18 protein-coding genes are annotated in these 19,965 nt (G+C 69.0%); 8 read left to right on the top strand and 10 right to left on the bottom strand.

Going from position 1 to position 19,965, the window contains the following annotated elements:
* Positions 1 to 95 precede the first annotated feature (95 nt).
* Together ACGFI6_RS16015 and ACGFI6_RS16010 are read right to left on the bottom strand one after the other, a co-directional pair.
* Entirely contained in the window at positions 96 to 1,892 is a 1,797-nt protein-coding gene (locus ACGFI6_RS16015; protein ID WP_393119067.1) for an ABC transporter ATP-binding protein, read from the bottom strand.
* Positions 1,889 to 3,709 carry an ABC transporter ATP-binding protein gene (locus ACGFI6_RS16010; RefSeq protein ID WP_393119065.1) on the bottom strand — a complete coding sequence of 607 codons (1,821 nt, stop codon included), beginning with the start codon at positions 3,707 to 3,709 and terminating at the stop codon, positions 1,889 to 1,891. The genes ACGFI6_RS16015 and ACGFI6_RS16010 overlap by 4 nt, the downstream gene beginning before the upstream one ends.
* Before the next feature lie 94 nt (positions 3,710 to 3,803).
* Here ACGFI6_RS16010 and ACGFI6_RS16005 point away from each other — a divergent pair, with 94 nt between their 5' ends.
* Positions 3,804 to 4,445: a TIGR03085 family metal-binding protein gene (locus ACGFI6_RS16005; RefSeq protein ID WP_393119063.1), complete on the top strand. Its 642-nt coding sequence runs from the start codon at positions 3,804 to 3,806 to the stop codon at positions 4,443 to 4,445.
* Positions 4,446 to 4,453: 8 nt separating this feature from the next.
* Here the strand turns inward: ACGFI6_RS16005 and ACGFI6_RS16000 are convergent, their stop codons facing one another.
* From ACGFI6_RS16000 to ACGFI6_RS15985, 4 genes are all read right to left on the bottom strand, one after another.
* The gene (locus tag ACGFI6_RS16000; RefSeq protein WP_393119062.1) at positions 4,454 to 5,038 is read right to left on the bottom strand and encodes a DedA family protein; all 585 of its coding nucleotides are present in this window, start codon (positions 5,036 to 5,038) and stop codon (positions 4,454 to 4,456) included.
* A complete protein-coding gene (locus ACGFI6_RS15995; RefSeq protein ID WP_393119060.1) occupies positions 5,035 to 5,799 on the bottom strand; it encodes an MBL fold metallo-hydrolase in 765 nt (254 codons plus the stop codon). Before ACGFI6_RS15995 ends, ACGFI6_RS16000 begins: the two co-directional genes overlap by 4 nt.
* A 25-nt stretch (positions 5,800 to 5,824) precedes the next feature.
* Entirely contained in the window at positions 5,825 to 7,936 is a 2,112-nt protein-coding gene (locus tag ACGFI6_RS15990; RefSeq protein ID WP_393119058.1) for an alkaline phosphatase family protein, read from the bottom strand.
* Between the two features lie 65 nt (positions 7,937 to 8,001).
* Entirely contained in the window at positions 8,002 to 9,297 is a 1,296-nt protein-coding gene (locus ACGFI6_RS15985; protein ID WP_393119056.1) for a family 43 glycosylhydrolase, read from the bottom strand.
* 171 nt (positions 9,298 to 9,468) lie between these two features.
* Here ACGFI6_RS15985 and dacB point away from each other — a divergent pair, with 171 nt between their 5' ends.
* The 3 genes from dacB to ACGFI6_RS15970 are packed head-to-tail and all read left to right on the top strand — an operon-like array spanning position 9,469 to position 12,989.
* Positions 9,469 to 11,037: a D-alanyl-D-alanine carboxypeptidase/D-alanyl-D-alanine-endopeptidase gene (gene dacB, locus ACGFI6_RS15980; RefSeq protein ID WP_393119054.1), complete on the top strand. Its 1,569-nt coding sequence runs from the start codon at positions 9,469 to 9,471 to the stop codon at positions 11,035 to 11,037.
* A gap of 51 nt (positions 11,038 to 11,088) precedes the next feature.
* On the top strand, positions 11,089 to 12,039 hold the full coding sequence (locus ACGFI6_RS15975) for a GNAT family N-acetyltransferase (protein ID WP_393119052.1): 951 nt from the start codon (positions 11,089 to 11,091) through the stop codon (positions 12,037 to 12,039).
* The gene (locus ACGFI6_RS15970) at positions 12,036 to 12,989 is read left to right on the top strand and encodes a GNAT family N-acetyltransferase (RefSeq protein WP_393119050.1); all 954 of its coding nucleotides are present in this window, start codon (positions 12,036 to 12,038) and stop codon (positions 12,987 to 12,989) included. The genes ACGFI6_RS15975 and ACGFI6_RS15970 overlap by 4 nt, the downstream gene beginning before the upstream one ends.
* Here ACGFI6_RS15970 and ACGFI6_RS15965 read toward each other — a convergent pair.
* Together ACGFI6_RS15965 and ACGFI6_RS15960 are read right to left on the bottom strand one after the other, a co-directional pair.
* A complete protein-coding gene (locus tag ACGFI6_RS15965) occupies positions 12,952 to 13,590 on the bottom strand; it encodes a hypothetical protein (RefSeq protein WP_393119048.1) in 639 nt (212 codons plus the stop codon). The two genes, ACGFI6_RS15970 and ACGFI6_RS15965, sit on opposite strands and share 38 nt — an antisense overlap.
* A complete protein-coding gene (locus ACGFI6_RS15960; RefSeq protein WP_393119046.1) occupies positions 13,583 to 14,164 on the bottom strand; it encodes a sigma factor-like helix-turn-helix DNA-binding protein in 582 nt (193 codons plus the stop codon). Before ACGFI6_RS15960 ends, ACGFI6_RS15965 begins: the two co-directional genes overlap by 8 nt.
* A gap of 28 nt (positions 14,165 to 14,192) precedes the next feature.
* On the opposite strand from ACGFI6_RS15960, the gene ACGFI6_RS15955 reads away from it, so the two are divergent.
* From ACGFI6_RS15955 to ACGFI6_RS15945, 3 genes are read left to right on the top strand one after another with little or no spacing between them, the layout of a single operon-like run.
* Entirely contained in the window at positions 14,193 to 14,783 is a 591-nt protein-coding gene (locus ACGFI6_RS15955) for an ArsR/SmtB family transcription factor (RefSeq protein WP_393119045.1), read from the top strand.
* Entirely contained in the window at positions 14,783 to 16,048 is a 1,266-nt protein-coding gene (locus ACGFI6_RS15950) for an MFS transporter (RefSeq protein WP_393119043.1), read from the top strand. The genes ACGFI6_RS15955 and ACGFI6_RS15950 overlap by 1 nt, the downstream gene beginning before the upstream one ends.
* Positions 16,049 to 16,062: 14 nt before the next feature.
* On the top strand, positions 16,063 to 17,169 hold the full coding sequence (locus ACGFI6_RS15945; RefSeq protein WP_393119041.1) for a mandelate racemase/muconate lactonizing enzyme family protein: 1,107 nt from the start codon (positions 16,063 to 16,065) through the stop codon (positions 17,167 to 17,169).
* 66 nt (positions 17,170 to 17,235) lie between these two features.
* Here the strand turns inward: ACGFI6_RS15945 and ACGFI6_RS15940 are convergent, their stop codons facing one another.
* Entirely contained in the window at positions 17,236 to 18,822 is a 1,587-nt protein-coding gene (locus tag ACGFI6_RS15940) for an MDR family MFS transporter (RefSeq protein WP_393119039.1), read from the bottom strand.
* Positions 18,822 to 19,328: a MarR family winged helix-turn-helix transcriptional regulator gene (locus ACGFI6_RS15935; RefSeq protein WP_393119038.1), complete on the bottom strand. Its 507-nt coding sequence runs from the start codon at positions 19,326 to 19,328 to the stop codon at positions 18,822 to 18,824. Before ACGFI6_RS15935 ends, ACGFI6_RS15940 begins: the two co-directional genes overlap by 1 nt.
* A 159-nt stretch (positions 19,329 to 19,487) precedes the next feature.
* Here ACGFI6_RS15935 and ACGFI6_RS15930 point away from each other — a divergent pair, with 159 nt between their 5' ends.
* Positions 19,488 to 19,964: a hypothetical protein gene (locus tag ACGFI6_RS15930; RefSeq protein ID WP_393119036.1), complete on the top strand. Its 477-nt coding sequence runs from the start codon at positions 19,488 to 19,490 to the stop codon at positions 19,962 to 19,964.
* Position 19,965: the final 1 nt, after the last annotated feature.

Raw genomic sequence — 19,965 nt, 5'->3', positions numbered from 1 at the left:
CCTGAGAACGGGTCAGGAACCCCCATTTTGGCTGGTCTGCCAGGCAAATTGGCTGGCAGGCCAGGCAAATTCGTGGGTCTGCCAGGGAAATGGGGTCAGGGGGTGCTGCGTTGGGCTATCCAGCTGTTGTGGAGGCGGGTGTAGACGCCGTCTGCGGTGACGAGTTGGGCGTGCGGGCCGCGTTCGACGATGACGCCTTCGTCGAAGACCAGGATCTCGTCCGCGGCCTCGGCGGTCGACAGTCGGTGAGCGATCGTGACCGACGTACGTCCCGCCATCAGCCGCTCCAGCGCCGCGTTGACGCGGACCTCGGTGCCGGGGTCGACGGCTGACGTCGCCTCGTCGAGGACGAGCAGGTCCGGGTCGGCGATGTTCGCGCGGACCAGTGCGACCAGCTGCCGCTCCCCCGCGGACAACGACTCACCGCGCTGCCCGACCGGCGAATCCAGGCCGTCCGGCAACGACTCCAGCCACTCGGTCAGCCCGAGCGCCTCGAACGCCGCCAGCAGCTCGGCGTCGGTCACCTCCGGCCGGCCGAACCGTACGTTGTCGGCGAGCGACGCGTCGAACAGGTACCCGTCCTGGGGCACCATGACGACCCGCTCGCGCAGCGAGTCGAACGAGATCTCGCGCGCGTCGGCGCCGTCCAGCCGCACCGCGCCGGACGTCGGGTCCATCAGCCGGGTGAGCAGTTTCGCGAACGTCGTCTTGCCCGACCCGGTCTCGCCGACGACCGCGACCCGCCGGTGCGGCTCGATCGTGACGTCGACGTCACGGAGGACCAGTTCGCCTTCCGGATAAGCGAAATCGACGTCGTCGAACTCGACGGTGATCGGCCCGCGGGCCTGCTTCACGCCCTGCTCGCCGGGGTCCGCAACGTCGGCCGGCGTCGCGATCACGCCGAGCACCCGGCGCCAACCGGCGAACGCGCTCTGCGCGTCGGTGAGCACCTGCGTCGCGATCTGCACCGGGTCCGAGAACAGCGCGACCAGGAACATGAACGCGAGCAGCTCGCCGAGCGTGGCCTGCTTGTCGACTCCGAGCAGTACGCCGACCGTCAGGACGCCGGCGTTCGCGAGCCCGGCCGCCAGGCCGCCGATCGAGAACGTCAGGCCGGTGATCGCCTGGGCCTTGGTCGCGGTCTTTCGGTAGTCCTCGATCGAGGCGTCGATGCGGCCCTGGGTGCGGCCTTCGATCGCGTACGAGCGGACCACCTGCGCCCCGACCACCGGCTCCGAGATCGCGGACAGCATCTCGCCGACCTTCGCGCGGACGATGCCGTACGCGGCCGACATCGCGCGCTGCAGGTACTTGAGGCTGCCGAACAGCGGGACGAAGCAGAGCAGGACGACCAGCGCGAGCTGCCACGAGTAGAAGAACATCACGATCGACGCGAGCAGCATCTGCCCGAGGCTGACCAGGAAGATGAACCCGCCGAACTGCAGGAACTGCGACACCGTGTCCACGTCCGACGTGACCCGGCTGACCAGCGCGCCGCGCCGCTCGGTGCTCTGGGTCAGCACCGGCAGGTCGTGCACGTGCCGGAACGCCTTGATCCGCATGGTCGCCAGCCCGGACTCCGAGTTCACCGCGAGCCGTACGGTCGTGAGGTACGACGCGCCCGCGGTCAGGATCACGCCGACCGCGCAGATCAGGCACATCCAGGCGACGTAGGACATGTTCGGCCCGTTCGGACCGGACAGGCCCTTGTCGATGGTCTGCTGGACCGCGATCGGGACGACGATCCGTCCGGCCGTCATCGTCAGCGCGAGAATCCCGGTCAGCCACCACCCGCGCGCCAGCTCGGGCGAGACCTTCAGACCGTCCTTCAGGGTCTGAAGTCCACCCGCGTTGTCGCCGTGGTCAAGCCGCGAAGCCTCCGCCGCGCTCACGCTGAAACCTCCTCTTCCTCGGCCCGCCGCTCGGCGTCCTTCTCGTACGCGTCCACAAGGTCGCGGTACGCCGCGGTCGACTGCTGCAGCTCGGTGTGGGTGCCGTGCGCCTGGATCCGGCCCTCGTCCAGGAACAGCACCTCGTCGGCGAGCGAGATCGTCGCCTTCCGGTACGCGATCACGAGAACCGTGGTGGCCGCGCCGGAGTCCTCCTGTACGGCGGTCCGCAGCCCGGCCAGGATCCGTGCCTCGACCTGGGGGTCCACCGCACTGGTCGCGTCGTCGAGGATCAGCAGCCGCGGCCGCCGAACCAGCGCCCGGGCGAGCGCGATCCGCTGCCGCTGCCCACCGGACAGGGTCGCGCCGCGCTCGCCGACCTTCGTGTCCAAACCGTCGGCCATCGCCTTCACGAAGCCGTCGCCCTGGGCGATCCGCAGCGCGTCCCAGACGTCGTCGTCGGTGTACTGGCCGCCGAGCGTGATGTTGCCGCGGATCGTGTCGTCGAACAGGAACGCGGTCTGCGCGACCAGCGCCACCGATCCGGCCAGCTCGTCGCGGGCCAGCTCTCGCAGGTCGATCCCGTCGATCTTGACCGCGCCCCGCTCCGGGTCGACGAGCCGCGTGAGCAGCGTCGTCATCGTGGACTTCCCGGACCCTGTTGGCCCGACGACCGCGACGGTCCGGCCGGGTTCGACCATGAAGTCCACACCGGCCAGTACGTCGCGCTCGGGCAGGTACCCGAACCGGACGCCGGCGACCTGGACCCGCGCCGCCTTCGTCGACGTGAGCCGCGCATCGCCGTACTCCATCCCGCCCTCCGCGGTCAGGACCCGCTGCACGCGGTCCCAGCCGACGACCGACCGCGGGAGCTCACCGAGCACCCAGCCGAGCGCCCGGATCGGGAAGCCGATCAGCGTGAACAGGAACGCCACCTGCACCACGTCACCGGCGTCGGCACCGCCTGAGCGCACCCGCCCGACGCCGACGAGCAGCACTGCCAGTACGCCGAGCCGGGGCAGACCGTCGATGACCGGGTCGAACATGCCGCGCGCCTTGTTCACCGCGATGTTCGCGTCCCGGAGCGCGTACGTCGGGCCGCGGAAGCGCTCGGTCTCGGCCGCCTCGCGGCCCAGCGTCTTCACCACCAGGGCACCGTCGAAGGACTCGTGCGCCACCTCGGACACGTCGGCGCGGAGCTGCTGCGCGCGGGTCGCGAGCGGCTGCAGGTACCGCTGGAAGATCACGTTCGCGACGAACACCAGCGGGAACACCAGGCAGCCGACCAGCGCCAGCCAGACGTCGGCCGCGAACATCGCCACGGTCGCGAACGCCAGCATCGCGATCACACCGATCGCCATCGGCAGCGGCGCGATCACGAACCAGGTCGACTCCACGTCGGCGTTCGCGTTCGAGAGCAACATGCCGGTCGAGTGCTGGTGGTGCCACTCGAGCGGCAGCTTCAGGTACTGCCGGGTGACGCGGCGGCGGTACGTCGCCTGCAGCCGGAACTGCATCACGCCCGCACCGAGCCGGCGCCCGACGACGCCGATCGCGTTCAGGATCGCGATCCCGAGGAACAGCGAGATCAGCGCCGCGATCGTGCCGCCCTGGACGTCACCGCGCTCGAACGACGGGCGGATCAGGTGGTCGGTGGACCAGCCGAGCGCCCAGCCGCCGGCCACGGTCATCGCGCCGTACAGCATGCTGGCGAGCACGGACAGCGCGAAGATGCCCGGCTCCTCCCAGATCGCAACCCGCAGCACCCCGAACCCCCGCCGGGTGACGCTGCCCTGGTCTGGGACTTTCGGGACAGGCAAAACAGGCTCCAGGGCAGTCAGGTGCATACGCGGGACACAAACATGACAACGAATGACATTCTGCCATTCGCACCCGACAACTACGATCGAGAATGTGACTGACTACAGCCGGGTAGAGCGACTTGCTCTGTGTGATCTGTTCGACGAGGTGGGGCCTGCGGCGCCGACGCTGTGTGAGGGCTGGGACGCGTACGACCTCGCAGTGCACCTGTACGTCCGGGAGGCGGATCCGAAGGCCGGGCCGGGCCTGATGATCTCCGCGCTGGCCGAGACGACCGAGCGGCGGATGCAGCGGGCGAAGGATCGCTACGGGTTCACGGAGGTGGTCGGCAAGGTCCGCAACGGCCCGCCGCGCGCGTCGCTGTTCTCGGTGCCGAAGGTCGGTCCACAGCTGAACACCACGGAGTACTTCGTGCACCACGAGGACGTACGGCGCGCCCAACCGTCGTTCGACGTCCGTGAACTGCCGGCCGAGCAGCAGGACGGCCTGTGGAAGGCGGTCAAGCTCGGCGGCCGGGCGATGACACGTAAGGCGCCGAGCGGTGTCGTGCTCAGCCGTCCGGACGGTACGACGGCGGTTGCGAAGCGTCCGAACGAGCACGGGTCGGTGACCGTCACGGGCGAGCCGAGCGAGCTGGTGCTGTTCTGTTTCGGGCGGCAGCAGGTGGCCGACGTTCAGCTGGACGGCGACGCGGAGACGGTCGAGCGGCTCAAGAACGCCTCATTCGGCATGTGAGAGGGTTCTCAGACACCCGATGAGTGCTTGCGCCGGGCGCGCTGGATGAGGGTGCTCACGACGGTCGTCAGGATGACCAGCACGATCGCCGCGACGACGCCCTCCCATGGCTCGTCGAACAGCGCGTAGCCGAGCAGGCCGATCGCCATGTAGACCGCCGCCCACAGCGACGACGCGGCCAGGTCGACGATGGCGAACCGCTCCCACTTGTATCCGGCGAGCCCCGCGGCGAGCAGCACCGGCACCCGCCCGCCCGGTACGAGCCGGGAGGTGAGCAGTACGCCGATCTCGTGCTCGGCCAATCGCTCCCGGAGCGCGTCGAGCGAGGCGTTGTTGCGCAACCACCCGATCCGCTTGGCCAGTCGCTCACCGCCGAACCGGCACCCGGCGTACACGATCAGGTCGCCGACGTACGCACCGGCAGCGCCCGCGATCAGCACGCCGACCAGCCCGATCGGGTGACTGTGCGACGCCAGCACCGCGCCGGCCGACACCGCAGCACCGGTCGGCAGCACGGGCAGCACCGCACCGATCAGCACCGCGCCGGCCAAGGCGAACAAGTACCAAAGGTCGAACTTGGCGTCACCGCTCATGCCAGCACCTCGAGTGCGTCGCCCGGTGTGAGGACCTCGACCTTCACCGCGGGATCCACCTCGGTCATCGCGGTCTTGAACCTCTCCCCCGGCGGCAGGAACAGCTCCGGCTTGATCCAGTCGCAGCCGATCGGCCAGAACGTCCCGAAATGTACCGGCACCGCCGTCCCCGCGCCGACCCGCCGCACCGCCTCCGCGGCCCGCACCGGATCCAGGTGTCCCGGACCGAGCGACGGCCCCCAGCCCCCGACCGGCACCAGCGCCAGGTCGACCTGACCGGCCTCGGCCGCGAGCCCGTCGTACAGATCGGTGTCGCCCGCGAACCAGACGCTCGGACTGCTGTCGACCCGGTAGCCGACAGCCTGCGCCGAGTACGACGACCAGGGCAGCCGGCGCCCGTCGTGATGAGCGGTGACGGCCGTGATCTCCAGCGACCCGACCTTGACCTGGTTGCCTGGGGCAACCTCGATGCAGCGGTCCGAGTACGCGGAACCGCTGTCGGCGTGGATGAGCTTCGCCGCGCCGAGCGGAACGATCAGAGCAGCGTCCGGAGAGATGAACGGCAACGACGACAGATGCAGGTGATCGGCGTGCAGGTGCGACACCAGAACCGCGTCGCACTCCCCCGCCTCGGGCAGTGGAGCCGGACCGCGGCGGCGACGGAGATGTGCGATCCGTGAGGTCAATACGGGGTCGGTCAGGAGCCGAGTGCCGTTCGCCTCGATCGTGGTGGTGGCGTGACCCCACCACGTCACTCGCATGTCACTCGCATGTGACTCGCACGCCTCAGGCCTCCACCTTCGACTCGATCGGTTCCTGCTGGTCCTTGCGCTGGCCGAGCTTCTCCAGCCAGCCGATCAGCACCTCGTGCATCGCGTCGGAGCCTACGGGAGCCTCGTGGAGCACCCAGCGACTCGGGTGCACCAGGACCGCCTCGGTCTGCCAGCCGCCGATCCCACCGTGGCACCCGACCAGCTCCTCGAACGCCGCCACCTCGTGCGTGTAGTCGTCCAGCCGGCTGACCACGACGAGGTCGCCGTTGTGCGGCATCTCTGCCTGTCGCAGCATCGACGCGGCCGCGAGTTCGCCGTACGGCGCCAACGGGTCCTCGCCCTCGACCCGGCCGGAGCGCAGCACCCGGACCCCCGCCCGCCCGATCACGACCGGTCCCTCGGCGAGCGAGTCGACGACCACGAACCCGATGCCGGGATGGGTCGCGAGCCCGGGGATCAGCTTCGGATGCAGCAGCTCGATCTCCTCCAGCGGCACCCGGCCGGGGGTGGTCGCCAGGTAGATCAGGGCGAGGTTGCCGGACGCGGTGACGACCATCTGCTCGTCCGCGGCGACCGGCGGCTCGCAGTCCTTCGGACCGAGCTCAACCTCGCCACTGCGCGCCTTCGCGTGCAGGGCCTTCCGGGTGACGGATCCGGCCACGCTGCGGCGCATCGTCAGCTCGGTGAGGAACGCGTTCACCGGGCCCCAGCCCTCGGACTTGCCGACCGCCTGGACCGGCTCCTTGGTGGTGTCGACCAGGTCGTCGACCACCTCGGCGAGCGTGCGCCCGTACCGCTGGAGGAAGGTCGAGCCCTGGCTCTGCCCGTGATCGGAGAGCACGACGATCTCGTACGAGTGCGGGAGGATGTCGATGATCCGCTGCAGCGCGCCGAGCACCCGGTCCAGGCCCTCGAGGGTCTGCAGCGACTCGGGCCGGGTCGGGCCGGCGTGGTGCGCGACCTCGTCGTAGTCGACGAAGTCGCAGTAGATCGCGGGCGTGCCCTTGACCAGTTCGTCGGTGATCAGCGAGACGTTCAGGTCGCGGAGCAGGACGTTGGTGATCGCGCGCAGGAAGATGTAGCCGCCGCCACGCTTCACCCGCGGAACCAGGTGCCGGACCCGCTGCCGGCGCGCCTGGTGGAGCTCCTTGATCATCTCCGCGACGCACAGGATGAGCCCGCGGGCGGCGCCCTGCGGGCTGGAGAAGAACCGGACGTACCCGCGGCTGCGGCTGTTCGGCAGGCCGGCCCGGCTGAAGACCAGCTCGCAGCTGTCCGCGTCGCCGGACCAGTTGTTGCTGATGCTGACGCCGCCGTCCGCGAGCAGGCCGCGGCCGGTCGACATCCGGGCCTCGATCTCGGCCGCGTCCCGGCTCCGGTTCGTCACCATCACCCGGCCGGTCTCCTTCTCGTACCACCGGAAGGCCGGGATGTGCTTCGAGCCGCCGTGCAGGATCCCGGCCTGGCTCGCGGGCGTGGTCGCCGGGACGCCGGTGTGCCAGGAGAGCATCGAGTGGTTGCCGTCCCGGATCCAGCCGCCGAGGTTCGGCAGGTTGCCGGCCAGGACCATCCAGTTCAGCAGTGGGGCGGACAGGCCGTCGATCTGGATGATCAGCAGGCCGGTCTTCGGCGCGGGCTGGATCCGCCGGGCCCGGCGGTGCACGACCCGCATCACCTCGGCGACGTACGCGTCGTCACTTCCCGCGTACGCGATCCAGCCGACGAAGGCGCTCACCGACGACATCACGATCGAGACCAGCACCGGCGCCTCGACCCCGCCGTGCAGATTCACGCCGGGGTCGACCGTGATGCCGAGGTACACCACCGCGAACTGCGACAGCAGGCCGCCGACCAGGACGCCGATCGACCCGATCAGGACCGCGATGCCGGCCAGGATCCAGCGCATCAGCACCGAGAACACCGCCAGCAGGACGACCAGCCGGAAGATCGGCAGCCGGCCCTCGCTGCTGATCTGCGGCAGCAGCCAGAACGTGATCACCAGCGTCACCAGCGAGGCGAGTCCGCCGTAGAGCATCGCCTGCAGGCCACGTCCGGTACGGCGGAGATCCAGCCATACCGGACGTCGTCGCCGGTCCTTGGACACCTGTTCGGGTGGTTTCGCCATCGCCTGCTTCGTGCTCCCCGTCGTACTCGTGTGCAGTACGAGACTACGGGGTCGTGCCGACGGTTCTACTGCACCTCGAGGTAGTCGACCTCCGTGTAGAGGGTGCCCTTGGTCAGCCGGATGGTGTTCCAGCCGGCGTTGAGCGTGACGGACACGGCGCTCTGCTGCCAGTTGTCCCAGCCGGTGACCGGGTAGCTGACCGAGCCCGCGTTGTTGCCGTTGACAACGAGACCGTGGCTCGCGGCGGACGCGGAACCGTTGGCGTACCCGACGTGCAGCGTGTAACTGCCCGCTACCGGCGCGAACACGGTGTTCTCCACCCAGGAATCCGCGTAGTCGATCTTCGCGACCACCTTGCCGTCCGACGCGCCGGCCGCGTTCGACCGGACCACGCAGTGGTTGAGCGTGCCGCGCTCACCTTCGTACCGGACGCGGCTGCCGCGGACCACCGGGTAGTCGTTCGCGTACCCGACGTCCGCGACGTACAGATGCCGGCCGCCGTTCACCCAGCCATGCAGGAACACCTTGCCGCCGACGAAGTCCGCTCCGCCCGGCCCACAGACGTGACTGTCGAACGTCGCGGTCGTCATCAACGGCCGGTACGCCGTCGTCCACGGGCCGCCGAGGCTCGTCGAGGTCGCGTACGACGTCAGGTAGTTGCAGTCGCTGTACCCGCCACCGGAGAAGTAGAGGACGTACTGCGAGCCGCGCTGCACCAGGTCCGGCGCCTCGATGATGCCGCTCGAGGTGAGCATCGCGGTGTTGCCGCCGACGAGCGTCCGGCCGTTGTTCGAGGTCTTGGTCAGCCAGAGCGTCGACGGCTTGCTGACCGCGTTGCCGTCGTTCTTCCAGACCAGGTAGCGGGTGCCGTCGTTCGCGACGAACGTGTTCGGGTCGATCGCGCCACCAATGTCGAGCGGGCAGATCAACGGCGCCGTACCGACCGGCTGGAACGGGCCGAGCGGACTCGTGGCAGTCGCGACTCCGATGCACTGCCTGCCGGATGCTTTGTGCCAGGCTGTGTAGGTGAGCGTGTAGGTGCCGTCCGGGTTCGGGTAGACGTCGGGCGCCCAGGTACGGCCGGGCTGGGCCCAGTCGCTCGACGGGCCGCCGGGCATCGCGTCGCCGCGGATCGTCCACGGGCCGTTCGCGCTCGGGGCGCTCGCGACCGGGAGGGTGCCGCGGCTGCCGTTGGTCGCGTACGCGTACCAGGTGCCGTTCTGCTCGAAGATGTCCGGGTCGGGGAAGTTCTCGCCGATGATCTCGCTCGGGAAAACAGCCCCAGCGGCTGCATGCGCTGGTACGGACAGGAACGTGGTAAGGCTCAGGGCGGCTACCAAGGCCGCCAGAAGTCGTCTCATCGGTGACTCCTCAGGTGGGGCGGATACCTGTGAGGACCAACTTTTACATCGATTCACCTGGAACACACCCCCCAACTTTCTTTTCTTTCCTTCCGTCATTCCCTGGACCCTGACGAACGGGGGGTGTTGACTCCCGCTAGTTGATTTCCGCCTGGATCAAGGGAGTGTCTCGTGAGTCTTTTACCGAGAGTGTCGGGGCGCGGGATGGTGGCCTCCGTGGCCGCGGTCGCCGCGGTCGCCGGCGGCTTCGTCGGACAGTCCGTGGCGACGCCGACCGCTGTCCAAGCAACGCCTCTGCAGCAGCGGCTGGACGGTCTGCTGAACGACAGCCGGTACGACGGTTCGCAGGTCGCGCTCGTGGTTCGGGACGCGACCACCGGCGAGACGTTGTACGACAAGAACGGCGCCGAGCGGCTGCTGCCCGCGTCGAACACCAAGCTGTTCACCTCGACGGCGGCGATGCACACGCTCGGCCCGTCGTTCCGCTTCCACACCGACGTACTCGCCACCGCACCCGTCCGCGGTGGGAAGCTGCGCGGTGACCTCTACCTGAAGGGGTACGGCGACCCGACCGCGCTCGAGTCCGACTACGCCGGGCTGGCCAAGCAGCTCAAGGCCGCGGGCGTCCGGCGCGTCGACGGCAACCTGATCGCCGACGACACGTACTTCGACCACGTCCGGCTCGGCGACAGCTGGGCCTGGGACGACGAGCCGTTCTACTACAACGCGCAGATCTCCGCGCTGACGCTCGCGCCGAACACCGACTACGACTCCGGTACGGCCATCGTCGAGACCCGGCCCGGGGCCGCGGCCGGCGCGCCGGCGAAGCTGAACCTGGTCCCGGCGAACGGCGTCCTCAAGATCGTCAACACCGCCAAGACCGGCGCTGCGGGGACCTCGAACACGATCAGCGTCGATCGTGATCACGGCACCAACGTCGTCCGGGTGAGCGGCTCGATGCCGCTCGGGTCGTCGGTCGAGCAGGACTGGGTGACCGTCTGGGAGCCCGAGCTCTACGCGGCCGACGTGTTCCGCCGGGCGCTGGCCACGCAGGGCATCTCGGTCAGCGGCCACATCAAGAACTCGGCCACCCCGTCCGGTGCGACCCGGCTCGCCCGGGACGAGTCGATGACCGTCGGCGAGTTGCTGACGCCGTTCCTGAAGCTCTCCAACAACATGCACGCGGAGACGCTCGTCAAGACGATGGGCGCGGTCGCCGAGGCCGACGGCAGCTGGCCGGCCGGGCTCGACGTGGTGACGAACTACGCGAAGACCCTCGGCGTCGACACCAGCCGTATCCGCCTCTCGGACGGCTCCGGCCTGTCCCGGAAGGTCAACGTCACAGCGGACTCGGTCACCGACGTACTGATCGGCGCGCAGCAGGAGTCCTGGTGGAAGCAGTGGTACGACGCGCTGCCGATCGCGGGCAACCCCGAGCGGTTCGTCGGCGGAACGCTGCGCAGCCGGATGCTGAACACGCCGGCCGCCAACAACCTGCACGGCAAGACCGGCTCGCTCACCGGGGTCACCGCGTTGTCCGGGTACGTCTCGAACGCGGACGGCCGCAAGCTGGTGTTCTCGATGATCAGCAACAACTATCTCGACAGCCCGCGGTCGATCGAGGACGCGGTCGGCGTCACGCTCGCCTCCTGGTCGGACCAGGCACCGCCTCCGGCCGCCGTGGCTCCCCAGAAGGTCGCACAGACCACTTGTGAGCTGGAGTGGGACAAGGCTTGCTGACGGCTGGTTAATGATTTGGACAGTACGGCGGTCGTCTACCACGATGCGTTCATGACCGCCGTACTGCCTGACGACCACACCGTCCGCCCGCCGGTACTCGAGGATGCGCAGGTGATCCTTGAGCTGGCATCCGCGTACAACACCTCGGTGATCGGCACCGCGGACTGGACCCTCGACGACGTGCAGGACACGCTGCGGACGCGGGAGTTCGACGCCGCCCGCGACGGGTGGCTCGTCTTCGTCGGCGATCGGCTGGTCGGGTTCGGTTGGGTGTTCGGGAAGGGCGATCATCGGCAGCTCGACCTGGACGTGATGGCGGACGAGCTGGAGGTGGAGCAGTGGTTGCTCGATCGGGTCACGGAGCGGGCGGCTGAGTTCGGGCGGGAGTTCGGGCATGCTTCGGTGCAGCTGCACACGGTCGTATACCAGGCTGACGAGGCGCGGCGGGATCGCTTGGGCGGGTACGGGTACGAGCGCGGCACGGTCTTCTACCGGATGCGGATCGACCACTCGGGTGTGGTCCCGGCGCCTGAGGTTCCGGCCGGTGTCGTCGTACGGCGGGGCACGCCGGACGAGGCTGGTCAGCGGGCTGCGCATGACGTACTGAATGCTTCCTTCGACGGGCAGTTCGGGTTCACGCCACGGTCGTTCGACGAGTGGAGGGCGTCGCAGGAGAACTTCTCGGTGTTCGACTGGTCGCAGCTGACGGTGCTCGAGCTGGACGGTGAGGCCGTCGCGATGCGGTCGAGCAACGACCAGTTCGTCGAGGACGAGAACTGCGGCTACATCGGGCGGCTCGGCGTCCTCGAGAAGGCTCGCGGGAAGGGGCTCGCGAAGTTCCTGCTGCGGGACCAGTTCGCGATCGATGCGGCGGACGGGCGGAGCGGGACGATCCTGCACGTCGACACGAACAACCCGACGGCGGCACTCGGCGTGTATCAGTCGGTTGGCATGCAGGCCACGCTGGTGCTGGAAGTCTGGCAGCGCGAGGTGAGCGCATGAGTCTGCCTGCCGGTTACACGTCCCGGGCGATGCGGCTGGAGGATGCGACGCTGATCGCCGAGCAGTCGGCGGGGTACACGTCCGCGCTGCTCGGCTTCGCGAAGCACAGCCCCGAGGATGTCGCGAACTACCTGCGCGACCCCGGCTGCAACCTGGCAACCGACGGCTGGGTCGTTTCCGACCCCGAAGGCCACTTCGCCGGCTCGGCGACCGCAGTCCCCATCACCAACGGAACCCACGTCACCGTAGACATCCTCAGCCCCAACCCCAGTGTCCTGGATTTTCTGCTACAGAGAGCGGAACACAGGGCTGAAGAAGTTGGTCGGAGTGCCGCCGGGGCGCAGGCGGTTGTGTTGCGGGTTGGGGTTGTTCGGGAGGATGAGCGGTTGGCCGGCGTGCTCGCGGAGCGTGGGTATGTGATCGGTACGGCTGTGCACCGGATGCGCATCATGTTCGACGGTCCGGTGGTCGAGCCTGTGCTGCCGGAGGGGGTGGTTGTGCGGCGTGGCGCTCTGGATGAGGCGAGCCGCCGGGCTGCGCACGCCGTACTGATGGAAGCGTTCGCGGAGCAGCCCGGGACCTTGCCGCGGCCGTTCGACGAGTGGGTGGCGTCCCGCGAAACCCGGTCGACCTTCGACTGGTCGCAGGTGACGATCCTCGAACTCGACGGGCAGCCGGTCGGGACGACCGAGTGCAACGACAACTTCGTCAGCACCGACAACTGCGGCTACGTCGGCCGGCTCGCCGTCGTACCGGCCGCCCGCGGCCGCGGCCTCGCAAAGTACCTGCTGCGCAACGCCTTCGCCACCGACTCGAAGGCTGGTCGCACCGGCACGATCCTGCACGTCGACACCGGCAACCCGACCCCCGCCGTCGCTCTCTACACCTCCGTCGGCATGCGGCCGGACCTGATCAGCGACATCTGGCAGCGAACGATCCAGCCTGCTTGAGACAGCCGCGTCCTTTGAGTACGACGCGCTCACCGGTCGTACCGGCGTACACCGTGCGATTCCCGAGCGGGCGCTTGAGGTCCACCTGGATCGTCGCAGGCGCGGGACCACCGTTCGTGCACTGGTGGCCTTCGTTCTGATCCGGGCCGATGCCGTACCGGTACGCCGCGATCCGGACCGAACCCCCGTCCTGGGACAGGATCCGCACCACGGTGTTCGGCAGGCACGGCTCGACCGGGACCTCGTCCCGAGCGACCCCGACCGTCAGCACCGACAGGTGATCCGGATCCAGTACTGCCGACGTCACCGCGATCTCGCCGCGGAGCAGGATGACCGTCGTACCGAGCTTGTACCGCTGGGGAGCCGGGCCGTCGACTACGTACCGAGGCTGTTCCAGACCAATCGTCGGCTCCGGCTCACTGTGCCGCTGAGCGGAACCGAACGCGACCCCGCCCGCGATCACGAGCACGACGGCGGTGACCGCGGCCGACACGATGGAGCGTCGCCGACGGCGCTCCCGCAGAGCCCGTTCGAGCTCCTCGAACGGCGGCGCCTCGTCCGGCGTCAGCTCGTCGACGTACTCGGCAAGCGGGTCACGCATTCTCGGCCACCTCACGCACCACCGCGAGCGACTGCCGCGCCCGCGCCAGCCGAGACCGCGCCGCGCCAACGCCGACCTGCAGTTCCTCCGCGATCTCCTCGATCGACAGCTCCAGCACGTCGTGCAGCACAACCACCGCCCGCTGCCCCGCCGACATCAACCCCAACACCTCCTCCACGCCCCCACCCGGCACCCCAGCGCCTGGCATGTCCTCGCCAGCCACGCCGGCAGGTGCTACGTCGTCGTTCCGCGTGCGGTGCAACCGGCGGGCGAGCCTGGCTAGCGTCTCGTGGCGCTGTAGGCGGCTGACCATCGTTCGTACGGCGAGGCCGCGTACCCACAGCTCTGGGTCGTCGTAGCGGCGGATGGCGTCCCAGCGCCCGAGCAGCTTGACGTACGCGTCCTCCGCCACCGCCTCCGCCTCCGCGCGCGATCCGCCGATCGACGTCAGTACGCCGATCAGCCCCGGCCAGGTCCGCCGGTACAGGGCCGCTGGGTCCGCGCCCGGATCGCTCTCGTCCCACACACCGTCCAGTGTCCAGCCGTACCCGGACCTGCGACAGGTCTTGCCCATCGGAGATCTGAGAGATTACTCTCGAAATATGTCTCTCAGGAATCCGTACGGCGACTTCGAGATCACCGACCCGCAGGCGATGCGGGCGCTCGCCCACCCGGTCCGGCTCGCGGCGCTCAGCTACCTGCAGAAGAACGGGCCGGCGACCGCGACCCAGTTGTCCGAGCACGTCGGCGCCTCTCCCTCGGTGACGAGCTGGCACCTGCGGCACCTGGCCGAGTTCGGGCTGGTCAAGGACGGCCCGCCGCCGAGCGGCTCTGACAAGCGGCAACGCTGGTGGTACGCCGTCGCCGCCGGATTCCGCTTCGAGATGCCAGAGACGCCGGAAGGCGCCCAGGCGGGCCGGCTGCTGCGGACCGAGATCATGAACCAGGCCCTGGAGGCCGCACAGACCTGGCTGGCCGAGACCGAGCCGAACCTCGAGCCCGAGTGGAGCCGGCGGGCCGGGTCGGCGAACACGATGCTGGTCATCACCCCCGACGAGGCGGACGCGATCGAGTCCGCGATCGAGCAACTGCTGGCACCGTACGTCCAGCGCCGGGGGGCCGGCGAGGTACCGCCGGACGCGCGGCCGGTCCGGCACCTGCGGATCTCCTTGCCTGAAGCAATGGATTCCTGATGAGCACGCTCGCCGCCACGAGCCTGTGGCGGGACCCCCGGTTCCGCAGATTCTGGTCCGCGCAGGGCGTCTCCGAGTTCGGCGACCGGATCACCGAGCTCGCGCTGCCGCTGATCGCCGTCACCATGCTCGACGCCTCCCCCAGCCAGGTCGGGTTCCTGACCGCGGCGGTCTGGCTGCCGAACATCGCCTCACTGTTCATCGGCGCCTGGGTCGACCACCGGCGCGACAAACGCCCGCTGATGATCGCCGCCGACCTGATCCGGACAGTCGTGCTGCTCACGCTGCCGGTCGCGTACTGGCTCGATCTGCTCACGCTGACCCACTTGTATGTGATCGCGATCCTGGCCGGTACGGCGCATGTCCTGTTCAACACCGCGTACGCCTCGTTCTTCGTCCGGCTCGTCGACCGCGACCACTTCCTGGAGGCGAACAGCAAACTGTCCGCGACTCGCTCGATCTCCTTCATGGGCGGCCCGGCGCTGGGCGGTCTGCTGATCCAGTGGCTGTCCGCCCCGGTGGCGCTCGTCGTCGACTCGCTGACGTTCCTGTTCTCGGCGACCCAACTGCGCCGGATCGAGTCGGACCCGGCGCCGTCCGACGAGAGCGCGGAGCCGTTGTGGCAGCGCGCTCGCGCAGGCATGCGGTACGTGCTGCAACACCCGTACCTGCGTCGCAGCCTCGGCTGCTCGACCACCGTGAACTTCTTCAACCTGATCGGGACCGCACTGCTCGTCCTGTTCGCGAGCCGCGAACTGGAGCTGTCGGCCGGCACGATCGGCGTCGCGCTCGGCATCGGCGCCGCCGGCGGCCTGCTCGGCGCGGTTGCCGCCACACCGCTCAGCCGGCTGATCGGCGTCGGTCCGCTGATCGCCGTCGGAACGGTCGTCTTCCCGGGCTCGATGGCGATCGCGGCCGTCGCGTCCGGGCCGTCGTGGATCAAGGTGGCCGCGCTGGCGACCGCCGAGTTCGTCGGGTCGTTCGCGGTGATGTGTTACGACATACCGAACAATTCGCTGCAGGCGACGGTCACCGACGAACACATGCGCAGCCGGGTATCCGGCGCCTACAGCACGATCAACTACGGGATCAGACCGCTGGGCGCGGTGGTCGGAGGGTTCCTCGGGACCTGGATCGGGGTACGGGAGACGCTCCTGGTGTCCGCGGCCGGTGGGCTGCTCTCGGTTCTCTGGCTGGTCGGTTCGCCGAACCTCCGGGCCCGCGACCTCACCGGCCTCGAACCGCCGACCTCCCCGACCCCCTGAGGATTCCCTTACCGATGAAGATCGCCGGCATCGAACTGATCCGCGCCGACCTGCCGCTCGATCCGCCGTTCGACGCGGCCTGGGACCCGGTGCCGCGGACGCGGTTCGCGGCCACCGTCGTCAAGGTCACCACCGACGAGGGGATCGTCGGCTACGGGTCGGGCGACACGATGGACGGGTTCGAGCCGTACGCCGGCCTGTTCCTGGGCAAGGATCCGCTGCAGATCGGCCGGCATGTCCGTTCGCTGGAGACCATCTCGTTCCACGGGGGCCGGTACTGGCCGCTCGAGACCGCGTTGTGGGACATCATCGGCAAGGCGCTCAACACGCCGGTCGCGACTCTCTTCGGCGGATGCGAGACTGCGATCCCCGCGTACGCCTCGACCGGCCGCCTGCTCGGCCGTGAGGCCAGAGTGGAGAGCATCCTGGCGCTCCGCGAGCGCGGCTTCCAGGCAGCGAAGCTCCGGGTCGCGCCCGATGATCTCGCGAACGGGATCGGTACCGTGCTCGCGGTCCGCGAGGCGGTCGGCCCGGACTTCCGGCTGATGGTCGACCTGAACCAGGCCTGGCGGATGGCCGGCGACATCCGGCGCGCGATGGATCCACCCCAGGTCCGGCGGGTCGCCCAACAACTCGCCGAGGCAGACATCTTCTGGCTCGAGGAACCGCTACCGCTCGACGACCTCCCCGGGCTCTGGACCGTACGCGAGCAGACCGGCGTCCGCGTCGCCGGTGGAGAAATGGTGCGAACGTTCGAGGAACTGCTGGATCTGGTGGAACAGGACGCGCTCGACGTCTACCAGCCCGACGTAGTACTTGCCGCAGGCATGCATCGGGTCCGCACGATCGCCGAGCTGGTACGCCGGAAGAACCGGTTCTTCACACCACACACCTGGTCGAACGGGATCGGCCTGCTCGCCAACCTGCACGTGGTCGCGGGCGTCGGCGGCGGACCGTACGTCGAGTACCCGATCGACCCGCCGACGTGGACCGAGCAGCGACGCGACTTCATGCTCACCGAGCCGGTACGGGTCGGGCCGGACGGGATGCTGCGGATCCCCGACGCGCCCGGTCTCGGCTTCGAGGTCGACGAGGAACGACTCCGCACACTGGCCGGCTGAACGAAACCGGCGAGGCGCTCCGACAGAATCTCGGAGCACCTCGCCGGTTTGATGTACGTCGCGGGATCAGTCCTCGACGAGGGCCTCGACCGGGTCGACCTTGTTGACGGTCTTGCGGAGCGGGACCTCCTTGATGAACACGACCGCGATCAGGCTGACCACCGCGCACGCGGCGGCGATCAGGAAGATCCGCCCGGTCGCGTCACCGTACGAGTGCCGGACCAGTTCCGCGAGCTGCGGCGGCAGGTTCTTCACGTCCAGCAGGCTCGTACCGCCGCCTTCCTGCAGCTTGCGGGCAGCCTCGGGACCGTTCGGGCCGGCGAGCACGCCCGCCACGATCAGGTCCTTGACCCGCGCGGCGAGCACCGCGCCGAGCGCCGAGACGCCGACCGCACCGCCCAGGCTGCGGAAGAACGCGACGGTCGCGGAGGACGCGCCGATCTGCGTGACGTCGACGGTGTTCTGAACGGCGAGCACCAGGTTCTGCATCGTCATGCCCATGCCGAGCCCCATCGCCAGCATGCCGAGGCCGGTGTACCAGTACGGGGTGCTGTGGTCGATCGTGCCGAGGATCAGCAGACCGACGAGCAGCAGGACGCCGCCGGAGACCAGGTAGCGCTTCCACTTGCCGTACCGGGTGATCAGCTGACCCGAACCCGCCGAGCCGACGAACGAACCGAGCATCATCGGGATCGTCAGCAGGCCGGCCTGGGTCGGGCTGTATCCGCGGGCGATCTGGAAGTACTGACCGAGGAACAGCGCGCTGCCGAACATCGCGACGCCGACCGACAGGCTGGCCACGATCGCCAGCGCGGTGGTGCGCTCCCGCACGACCTTCAGCGGGACGAGCGGCTCGGCGACCCGGTTCTCGACCAGGACTGCGACGAAGCCGACGAGCAGCGTGCCGCCGACGAACAGTGCGGACTGCCAGGACATCCAGGCGAACCTGGTGCCGGCGAAGGTGACCCAGAGCAGCGGCAGGCTGGCCGCGATGCTGATCAGCACGGCGCCCACGTAGTCGATCTGCACCTTGCGCTTCAGCGTCGGCAGGTGCAGGTACTTCTGCAGGATGACCAGGCTGATCACGGCCAGCGGGACGCAGACGTAGAAGCACCAGCGCCAGCCGAGCCAGGAGGTGTCGACGATGACGCCACCGATGAGCGGACCGCTGACGGTTGCGACCGCCATCACGGCGCCCATGTAACCGGAGTACCGGCCCCGCGACCGGGGTGGGATCGCGGCACCGATGATGGCCTGGGCGAGCGCCATCAGACCGCCCATCGCGAGGCCCTGGAGAACGCGGGCACCGATCAGGAACGTTACGTTGTGGGACAGACCGGCCAGCGCGGACCCGATCACGAAGACCGAGATCGCCAGCTGGACCAGCAGCTTCTTGCTCACCAGGTCCGAGAGCTTGCCCCAGATCGGCGTGGACACCGTGGTGGCCAGCAGGCTCGCGGTGAGGACCCACGTGTACTGCGTCTGGGTGCCTTCGAGGTCGGCGATGATCGTCGGCAGGGCGTTGCTGACGATCGTCGAGCTCAGCATCGCCGTGAACAGCGCGGCGAGCAGGCCGATCAGGATCTCGAGGATCTCGCGGTGGGTGAGTTCCGGCGCAGCGGGCACCTGCTGCCGGGTCTCGGTGACAGTCATTACTCTCCAGTCTTGGGGGGTTGCCTCACGAGCTTCGTCGCCCCGGTGATCGCCACCGCGACCCGCTGCATGGTGGCAGCGGCCGCGATCAGGGCGTCGTCGTCGAGGTCCGACAAAGCGGTTCTGAGTTGCTGGATGTACGACGAGTACATGGCCTCCAGCTGAGCCTTGCCCCGGGGTGACAGGCTGACCAGCCCGACCCGGGCATCGGCCGGATCCGGACGACGGCTCACCAGTCCGTCGGCCTCCAGCGCGGTCAGCTGCCGGCTCACCACCGACGCGTCGACGCCGAGCCTGGCCGCGATCTCGCCGCCACGCTGCTCGCCGTCCTTCATCAGCACCTTGAGCACGCTCGCGTCGGAGCGGCGCAGTCCGCCCTCCATGCCGAGGTGCCGGTGCTCGATGCAGCGGACGGCCCGTACCAGGGAGCTGACTCCTTCGAGCAGCTCCTGGGCCGCCGCATCCCGCTCTACCCCCGGGACGAGGGGTTGCTGAGCTAGTTGCATAACCCAACTATATACATCGATAGTTGGTTTCCACAACCATATGCGCGTCTTGTGGACGGCTGGTCACCGTTCGTGATTGACCGGCCGGTTTCACCCGCGCGAGGGAGGTGTTCCCCTCGCAAGAGGGGCGTGCCGGGGCCGGCCTGGTCGACAGGATCGATGCTCGGAGCGGGCGGCATCGGGCCGTCCGCCGAGATCCGAACCGGAGTGTTCTCGATGATCACCGTACGACGGTCCCTGCGCGCGGCGTCCCTGATCGGCCTGACGGCCCTGGCCGCGACCGCACTGCCCGCCACCGCCCACGCGAGCATCGACTCGCACACATCGGTCGTGCTGTACAACGACTGCCCCGGTCCGGACAAGCAGTCGGCCAGCGCCTTCTTCACGGCGTACGGCGACGAGTTCACCCTCCGCGACGACTGCGCCGACGGACACTCGTCGCAGCTCCAGGTCGACGCCGCACCGTTCGGAGCCGGCGAGCACTACGACTGGAAGTACACCGATTCCCGTGGCTGGGGGAGCCGGTCGGACATCACGCACAACTATCCGGAGGACACGCAGATCGCCGTCCGTGCCTGCGTCTCGGAAGGCACCACAACGCTCGCCTGCGGGCCGTGGAGGATCGGCGAGGCCTGAT

It is taken from the genome of Kribbella sp. NPDC048928, assembly GCF_043197975.1.
Lineage (GTDB): Bacteria > Actinomycetota > Actinomycetes > Propionibacteriales > Kribbellaceae > Kribbella.
The sequence above is the reverse complement of the archived record's forward strand: the minus strand, read 5'-3'. Positions and strand labels throughout refer to the sequence as shown.

Bases quoted from the DNA above. Each gene is read 5' to 3' on its own strand.
- ACGFI6_RS15975 (WP_393119052.1), top strand. From the start codon at position 11,089: ATGACCGCCGTACTGCCTGACGACCACACCGTCCGCCCGCCGGTACTC.
- ACGFI6_RS15965 (WP_393119048.1), bottom strand. From the start codon at position 13,590: ATGCGTGACCCGCTTGCCGAGTACGTCGACGAGCTGACGCCGGACGAG.
- ACGFI6_RS15950 (WP_393119043.1), top strand. From the start codon at position 14,783: ATGAGCACGCTCGCCGCCACGAGCCTGTGGCGGGACCCCCGGTTCCGC.
- ACGFI6_RS15990 (WP_393119058.1), bottom strand. From the start codon at position 7,936: ATGGCGAAACCACCCGAACAGGTGTCCAAGGACCGGCGACGACGTCCG.
- ACGFI6_RS16000 (WP_393119062.1), bottom strand. From the start codon at position 5,038: ATGAGCGGTGACGCCAAGTTCGACCTTTGGTACTTGTTCGCCTTGGCC.
- ACGFI6_RS15945 (WP_393119041.1), top strand. From the start codon at position 16,063: ATGAAGATCGCCGGCATCGAACTGATCCGCGCCGACCTGCCGCTCGAT.
- ACGFI6_RS15940 (WP_393119039.1), bottom strand. From the start codon at position 18,822: ATGACTGTCACCGAGACCCGGCAGCAGGTGCCCGCTGCGCCGGAACTC.
- ACGFI6_RS15970 (WP_393119050.1), top strand. From the start codon at position 12,036: ATGAGTCTGCCTGCCGGTTACACGTCCCGGGCGATGCGGCTGGAGGAT.
- ACGFI6_RS15995 (WP_393119060.1), bottom strand. From the start codon at position 5,799: ATGCGAGTGACGTGGTGGGGTCACGCCACCACCACGATCGAGGCGAAC.
- ACGFI6_RS15935 (WP_393119038.1), bottom strand. From the start codon at position 19,328: ATGCAACTAGCTCAGCAACCCCTCGTCCCGGGGGTAGAGCGGGATGCG.
- ACGFI6_RS15985 (WP_393119056.1), bottom strand. From the start codon at position 9,297: ATGAGACGACTTCTGGCGGCCTTGGTAGCCGCCCTGAGCCTTACCACG.
- ACGFI6_RS15960 (WP_393119046.1), bottom strand. From the start codon at position 14,164: ATGGGCAAGACCTGTCGCAGGTCCGGGTACGGCTGGACACTGGACGGT.
- ACGFI6_RS15930 (WP_393119036.1), top strand. From the start codon at position 19,488: ATGCTCGGAGCGGGCGGCATCGGGCCGTCCGCCGAGATCCGAACCGGA.
- ACGFI6_RS15955 (WP_393119045.1), top strand. From the start codon at position 14,193: ATGTCTCTCAGGAATCCGTACGGCGACTTCGAGATCACCGACCCGCAG.